The sequence below is a fragment of the Bacteroidota bacterium genome, from assembly GCA_034723125.1.
Classification (GTDB): Bacteria; Bacteroidota; Bacteroidia; order CAILMK01; family JAAYUY01; genus JAYEOP01.
The window spans coordinates 1-6609 of sequence record JAYEOP010000001.1; the positions used below are offsets into that span (position 1 = coordinate 1).

Below are 6609 nucleotides of genomic sequence, written 5' to 3' on the forward strand. Positions count from 1 at the left end.
TTATATATCCTGCCTTATCATAAGACCAGTCAAGAAAAACATTTCCATTAGAATATATCTTTGAAGTATCAATACCATTTTTATTAATAAGAAATGAAACATACATTTTTGACATATACTTATGTGTTATTAACCATACTGCCTCATTATTGCTATGCTTAATGGCGTTAATTTTATTAACTCCATTTGTCAATATTTGATTATTTTTTGATATTATTTTCCCATTTCCACTATTATACGAAATATCAACTATTGAGTAGCAAACACCATGGTTGTTGTAATAATTGTCTGTAGTGAAGATATAATATAAATTAGGATTTGAAGGATAGGGTATTATAAGGACAGATTGTGATGATAAATTGTGTCCATATAAGTTTGTTCCATTATCCATAATGTTATGGCTTTTATTATAGACATTTATTCCATTCGTATAAAATAAAAGATTGCCATATTTATTAGAAATAGTAGCATTTCCCCCCCCATGTATTTATTTTTCCATCAGTTAGTGAAACAGTACAGGTATCTGTGAATTTGATTCCTGCATTTTTGCCGAAATACCAGTTTTTTGCTTCACGTTGTGCAAAAGAATTTAACGAAACAGTTATCAAAAAAAATATGACTAATAGTTTTTTCATTTATATATGCTAAATAGAAATATTATTCAAAGGTACGTAAAATAAAATTCATAAAAAATTGTTCAATTATTTGTTAGTACATTTAAAGTGTAAAAGGTAAGCAAAAAAAGTGAATTTTTTTTAAATTATTTGTTTAGTTGCTGGAAATGGTGAAAATTTCAACTTTTTATTTTATAAACTCATCCCTGCCTTCTCTAAAAATAAAGAAGGAGTAAGCGGTAAAGTTAAAATTTTCACAGTATTTTGTTTTGCACCGAAGCACATAATTTGAGTTTTTTAGAATTGTTTATCCATACGGACAGGTTTTGTTTATTTGGTGATTTGTTTATTTGAAAGCTCCAACATACCGTCATTGCGAAGGAAGAATGACTGAAGCAATCTGATGAATAACAGTAGGATGCTTTTTTGACTACCTCTGCTAAAAAGCCCGAGATTGTCGCGGTCGTACCTCCCTTACAATGACAATTTTATGGGTTGTTATTGTGAGAATTGTTTATTTGGTGATTTGGTGATTTGAAAGCATTTGTGAAACTTTTTGCTGAGTTGTTAAAATTTTAACTTTATATTTTTTAAACTCATCCCTGCCTTCTCTAAAAATAAAGAAGGAGTAGGCGGTAAAGTTAAAATTTTCACAGTATTTTGTTTTGCACCGAAGCCCATAATTTGAGTTTTTTAGAATTGTTTATTGGGTGATTTGTTTATTTGAAAGATCCAACATACCGTCATTGCGAAGGAAGAATGACTGTGGCAATCTGACTGAATAAGAGTAGGATGCTTTTTTGACTACCTCTGCTAAAAAGCCAGAGATTGTCGCGGTCGTACCTCCCTTACAATGACAATTTTATGGGTTGTTATTGTGAGAATTGTTTATTTGTTTATTTGGTGATTTGGTGATTTGAAAGCATTTGTGAAACTTTTTGCTGAGTTGTTAAAATTTTAACTTTATATTTTTTAAACTCATCCCTGCCTTCTCTAAAAATAAAGAAGGAGTAGGCGGTAAAGTTAAAATTTTCACAGTATTTTGTTTTGCACCGAAGCCCATAATTTGAGTTTTTTAGAATTGTTTATTGGGTGATTTGTTTATTTGAAAGATCCAACATACCGTCATTGCGAAGGAAGAATGACTGTGGCAATCTGACTGAATAAGAGTAGGATGCTTTTTTGACTACCTCTGCTAAAAAGCCAGAGATTGTCGCGGTCGTACCTCCCTCACAATGACGATTTTATGGATTGTTGCCGTAGGAATTGTTTATTTGTTTATCTGTTTATTCGTAACACATAACTTTAAGTACTTTAGGCACTTTAAGTACTCTAAGTACTTCTTTTTGTTTATTTGGAATTTGACTGCGAACTGCCGACTGTTGACTGTTTTTGACTGTTGACTGAAGACTGCTGACTGAAGACTGTTCTTGACTGCCAACTGAACTCTTCCATAAAAAATTATTATTACGCAATTTAACTCCATTTCTTAAATTCTTTTACCTTTGCTCTTCAAATTCAAATGCTTATTCCTTAATAAAATGGAAAAATTCAGGTCAGGTTTTGCAAATATTATTGGCTATCCTAATGTTGGTAAATCAACATTAATTAATAAATTCCTTGGTGAAAAACTTTCTATTGTTACTCCCAAAGCTCAAACAACAAGGCAAAGGATTTTTGGAATTCTTTCAGGAAAAAATTATCAAATAGTTTTTTCTGATACTCCCGGTATTTTAAATCCAAAATATGAGCTTCAAAAATCAATGATTAAAGATATAAATCAAGCCTATGATGATGCTGATATAATTATTTACATGACTGATGCTAAGGATGATATAGAGAAGCACCTTGAAAATATTGAGAAAATTAAAAAGATAAAAATCCCAATTTATCTAATTATTAATAAAATTGATCTTATAAGTCAGGATGTGCTTGATACAAAAGTGGATGAATGGGAAAAACTTTTTGATAAAAAAGATATTATTCCCTTGTCTGCACTTTACAATTTTAACATAACAAGCATAATAAATTATTTAAAAGAAAAGTTACCTGTTCACGAGCCATATTTCCCAGAGGATATAATTACCGATAAAAGTGAAAGATATATTGCTTCGGAAATAATAAGGGAGAAAATATTTTTGCATTACAAACAAGAAATTCCATATTCTGTTGAGGTTATTGTTCATTCATTTATAGAAAAAGAAAAAATTACGGAAATAAGTGCAGATATAATTGTAGGACGAAAATCACAAAAACCAATACTTATTGGTAAAGATGGTAGTGCATTAAAACGAATTGGTACAGAAGCACGAATTGACATGGAAACTTTTTTTGAAAATAAAGTTTTTCTTGAATTGTTCGTTAAAGTAAGAGATAACTGGAGAAACAACAAACTTTTCCTTCAGAGATATGGTTATAATGTTTAGTTTAAAAATATTTATTTTTTTTAAATAAATATCCTATTGTTAAAAAACAAATATTGTTTGATGATTTTTTTATATTTTTGCAGAACTAAATTTTGTGAAATTAAAAAAATTAACTAATGAATTGGTTTATTACTGCAATTACTTCCTCCGTAGGGAAAAAACTAATAATGGCTTTAGCAGGGCTTTTCCTGATTATATTTTTAGTAGTTCATTTAGGACTTAATTTACTCTTGTTAAGAGAATCATCTGATTGGTTCAATATTGCCGCTCATTTTATGGGTACAAATGTGATTGTTAAAATTTTTGAAATTGTTTTATTTTTAGGATTTTTCATTCACATTATTTATGGAATTGTATTACAAATTCAAAATTGGCTTGCAAGACCAAAAAGATATAAAATTGAAAATTTGACATCACAAACATCATTTTTCTCAAAATGGATGATACATACTGCCGTGATAATTTTAACTTTTTTGGTAATTCACATGTTGGATTTTTATATAAGAGCAAAATTCTTTGGAGACATTCATAGTGTTGAGATTAATGGTAAAGAAATGCATGATATGGCAGCACTGGTTTTTGCAAAATTCCATATCCTTACTTATCTAATAATTTATCTTGTTGCTTTTGTAATACTGGCTTTTCATTTAAATCATGCTTTTCAGTCTGCTTTTCAAACACTGGGAGTTTCCAATAGCAAGTATTCATCAATAATTAAAGCAACAGGAACTTTATACTCTATTATAATTCCTGTAGGTTATGCTTTTATTGCAATCTACCTATATATGGTATAAAAAAAGGAAATATTAAATTTAAAGAATAATTTGAAATAAAATTCAAGATATTAACATGGCAAAACTTAATTCAAAAATACCTGAGGGTCCAATAGCACAAAAATGGACCGATTATAAATCAAAAATGGACCTTGTAAATCCTGCTAATAAAAGAAAGTTAGATATTATTGTTATAGGAACCGGACTTGCAGGAGCATCTGCTGCTGCAAGTTTTGGAGAGTTAGGATTTAAAGTAAAAACATTTTGCTTTCAAGATAGCCCCCGTAGGGCACACAGTATTGGAGCACAAGGTGGAATAAATGCTGCAAAAAATTATCCTAATGACGGAGATAGTATTTATCGACTTTTTTACGACACTGTTAAAGGTGGTGATTATAAATCAAGAGAAGCTAATGTTTATCGGCTTGCAGAAGTAAGTAATGAAATTATTGACCAATGCGTAGCACAAGGAGTTCCTTTTGCTAGAGAATATAGTGGAGATTTAGCTAATCGATCTTTTGGTGGTGCTTTGGTTTCAAGAACATTTTATGCAAGAGGAGTAACCGGACAACAATTACTTCTTGGTGCTTATGGAGCAATGAGTAAAGAAATTAAGAAAGGTAATGTAGAAATGTATAATCGTCATGAAATGCTTGACATTGTCATTGTAGATGGAAGAGCAAGGGGAATTATTGCAAGAAATCTTATTACAGGCGAAATTGAAAGACATTTTGCTCATGCAGTAGTACTTGCATCAGGAGGATATGCTAATGCTTATTTTCTTTCAACAAGTGCTATGAACTCAAATGTTACTGCTATTTGGAAAGCATATAAAAGAGGTGCTTATTTTGCCAATCCTTGTTTTACTCAAATTCATCCTACATGCCTTCCTTCTCATGGTGATTTTCAGTCTAAGCGTGTTCTTATGAGTGAAAGTTTAAGAAATGACGGTAGAATTTGGGTGCCAAAAAGTAAAGAAGATGCTAAAAAAATAAGAGAAGGAAAGTTAGACCCAACAACAATATCCGAAGATCAAAGAGATTATTATCTTGAAAGAAGATACCCTGCATTTGGGAATCTTGTTCCAAGAGATGTTGCTTCACGTGCAGGTAAAGAAGTATGTGATGAAGGTTATGGTGTTAGTGACACAGGATTTGCTGTTTATCTTGATTTTACTGATGCACTTGAAAGACTTGGTAAAGATGTAATTGAAGCAAGATATGGAAACCTATTTCAAATGTATGAAAAAATTGTTGATGTTGATCCTTATAAAACACCAATGATGATTTATCCGGCAGCTCACTATTCAATGGGTGGTATTTGGGTTGATTATGATTTACAAACAACTGTTCCAGGACTTTTTGCTATTGGTGAAGCGAATTTTTCTGACCATGGTGCAAACAGGCTTGGTGCTTCAGCTCTAATGCAAGGTCTTGCAGATGGATATTTTGTTATCCCTTACACAATTCAAAAATATCTTGCTGACCAAATAGGTGTTAAAAGAATGTCAACAGATCTGCCTGAATTTGATGAAGCTGAAAAAGGAACAAAAGCAAGACTGGATAAACTTATAAATATTCAGGGTACCAAAACTGTAGATTATTATCATAAATTATTGGGGAAATTGCTGTGGGATTATGTTGGTATGGCAAGAAATGAAGAAGGACTGACAAAAGCAATAAGACTAATTACAGAACTTAAAGATGATTTTTGGAAAAATGTATATGTTCCCGGAGAGTTAAATGATTTTAATCCTGAATTAGAAAAAGCAGGTAGAGTAGCCGATTTCTTTGAATTAGGAATTTTAATGGCAAAAGATGCATTGAACAGAAATGAATCATGTGGCGGGCATTTTAGAGAAGAATATCAAACCGAAGAAGGAGAAGCTTTACGTGATGATGAAAATTACGCTTATGTTGCAGCATGGGAATATAAAGGTGAAAATGAAGATGTTGTATTACATAAAGAAGAATTGAAATATGAAGATATTGAAGTTAAACAAAGAAATTATAAATAAGCATTAGCATAAAAAATAAACACTATGGATTTTAAATTAAAAGTTTGGAGACAAAAAAACGCTAAAGCAAAAGGCAAATTTGTTACATATAAAATTAAAGATATTACAGCTGAAACATCATTTCCTGAAATGATGGATATTTTAAATGAACAACTAATAAACAAAAGAGAAGAACCAATAGCTTATGACCATGACTGCCGTGAAGGTATTTGCGGAATGTGTGCTCTATATTTAAATGGCAGAGCACACGGACCTGATAATGCCATTACTACTTGCCAGCTTCACATGAGAAAATTTAAAGATGGTGATACAATTGTTGTTGAACCTTGGAGGGCAAGACCTTTTCCTGTTATTAAAGACCTTGTTGTTGACAGAACAGTATTTGATAAAATAATTCAAGAAGGTGGATACATTTCCACAGCAACAGGAGGTACTCCCGATGCTAATGCAATTGCAATAGATAAAACCGATGCTGAACTTTCTATGGATGCTGCTGCTTGTATTGGCTGTGGTGCTTGCGTTGCAACTTGCAAAAATGCATCTGCTATGTTATTTGTTTCTGCAAAAATATCTCAATTTGCACTTTTACCACAAGGAAGACCTGAAGCAGCAAAACGAGCTCAGGAAATGGTTGCAAAAATGGATGAACTAGGATTTGGAAACTGCACAAACACAGGTGCTTGTGAAGCAGAATGTCCTAAAGAAATAAAAATCCTAAATATTGCCCGAATGAATAAAGAGTACTTTGTTGGGAAATTTGTAAAAGACTTGCAGTATTA

The 6609-nt window shown here is 31.5% G+C and carries 6 protein-coding genes; 4 read left to right on the forward strand and 2 right to left on the reverse strand.

Going from position 1 to position 6609, the window contains the following annotated elements:
* Positions 1 to 391 (reverse strand): hypothetical protein (locus U9R42_00005; GenBank protein ID MEA3494401.1); only part of this gene is annotated, 391 nt, incomplete at its 3' end.
* Positions 392 to 455: 64 nt separating this feature from the next.
* Positions 456 to 635: a hypothetical protein gene (locus U9R42_00010; GenBank protein ID MEA3494402.1), complete on the reverse strand. Its 180-nt coding sequence runs from the start codon at positions 633 to 635 to the stop codon at positions 456 to 458.
* Positions 636 to 2155: 1520 nt separating this feature from the next.
* Between U9R42_00010 and era the strand changes: the two genes are divergently transcribed.
* The 4 genes from era to U9R42_00030 all read left to right on the forward strand — a co-directional run.
* A complete protein-coding gene (gene era, locus U9R42_00015; protein ID MEA3494403.1) occupies positions 2156 to 3040 on the forward strand; it encodes a GTPase Era in 885 nt (294 codons plus the stop codon).
* 116 nt (positions 3041 to 3156) lie between these two features.
* Positions 3157 to 3834 (forward strand): succinate dehydrogenase cytochrome b subunit, encoded by a 678-nt coding sequence (locus U9R42_00020; GenBank protein MEA3494404.1) that lies wholly within the window; start codon positions 3157 to 3159, stop codon positions 3832 to 3834.
* A 55-nt stretch (positions 3835 to 3889) separates the two neighbouring features.
* Entirely contained in the window at positions 3890 to 5830 is a 1941-nt protein-coding gene (locus tag U9R42_00025) for a fumarate reductase/succinate dehydrogenase flavoprotein subunit (GenBank protein MEA3494405.1), read from the forward strand.
* A gap of 24 nt (positions 5831 to 5854) precedes the next feature.
* A partial coding sequence (locus U9R42_00030; GenBank protein ID MEA3494406.1) for a succinate dehydrogenase/fumarate reductase iron-sulfur subunit occupies positions 5855 to 6609 on the forward strand: 755 nt, incomplete at its 3' end.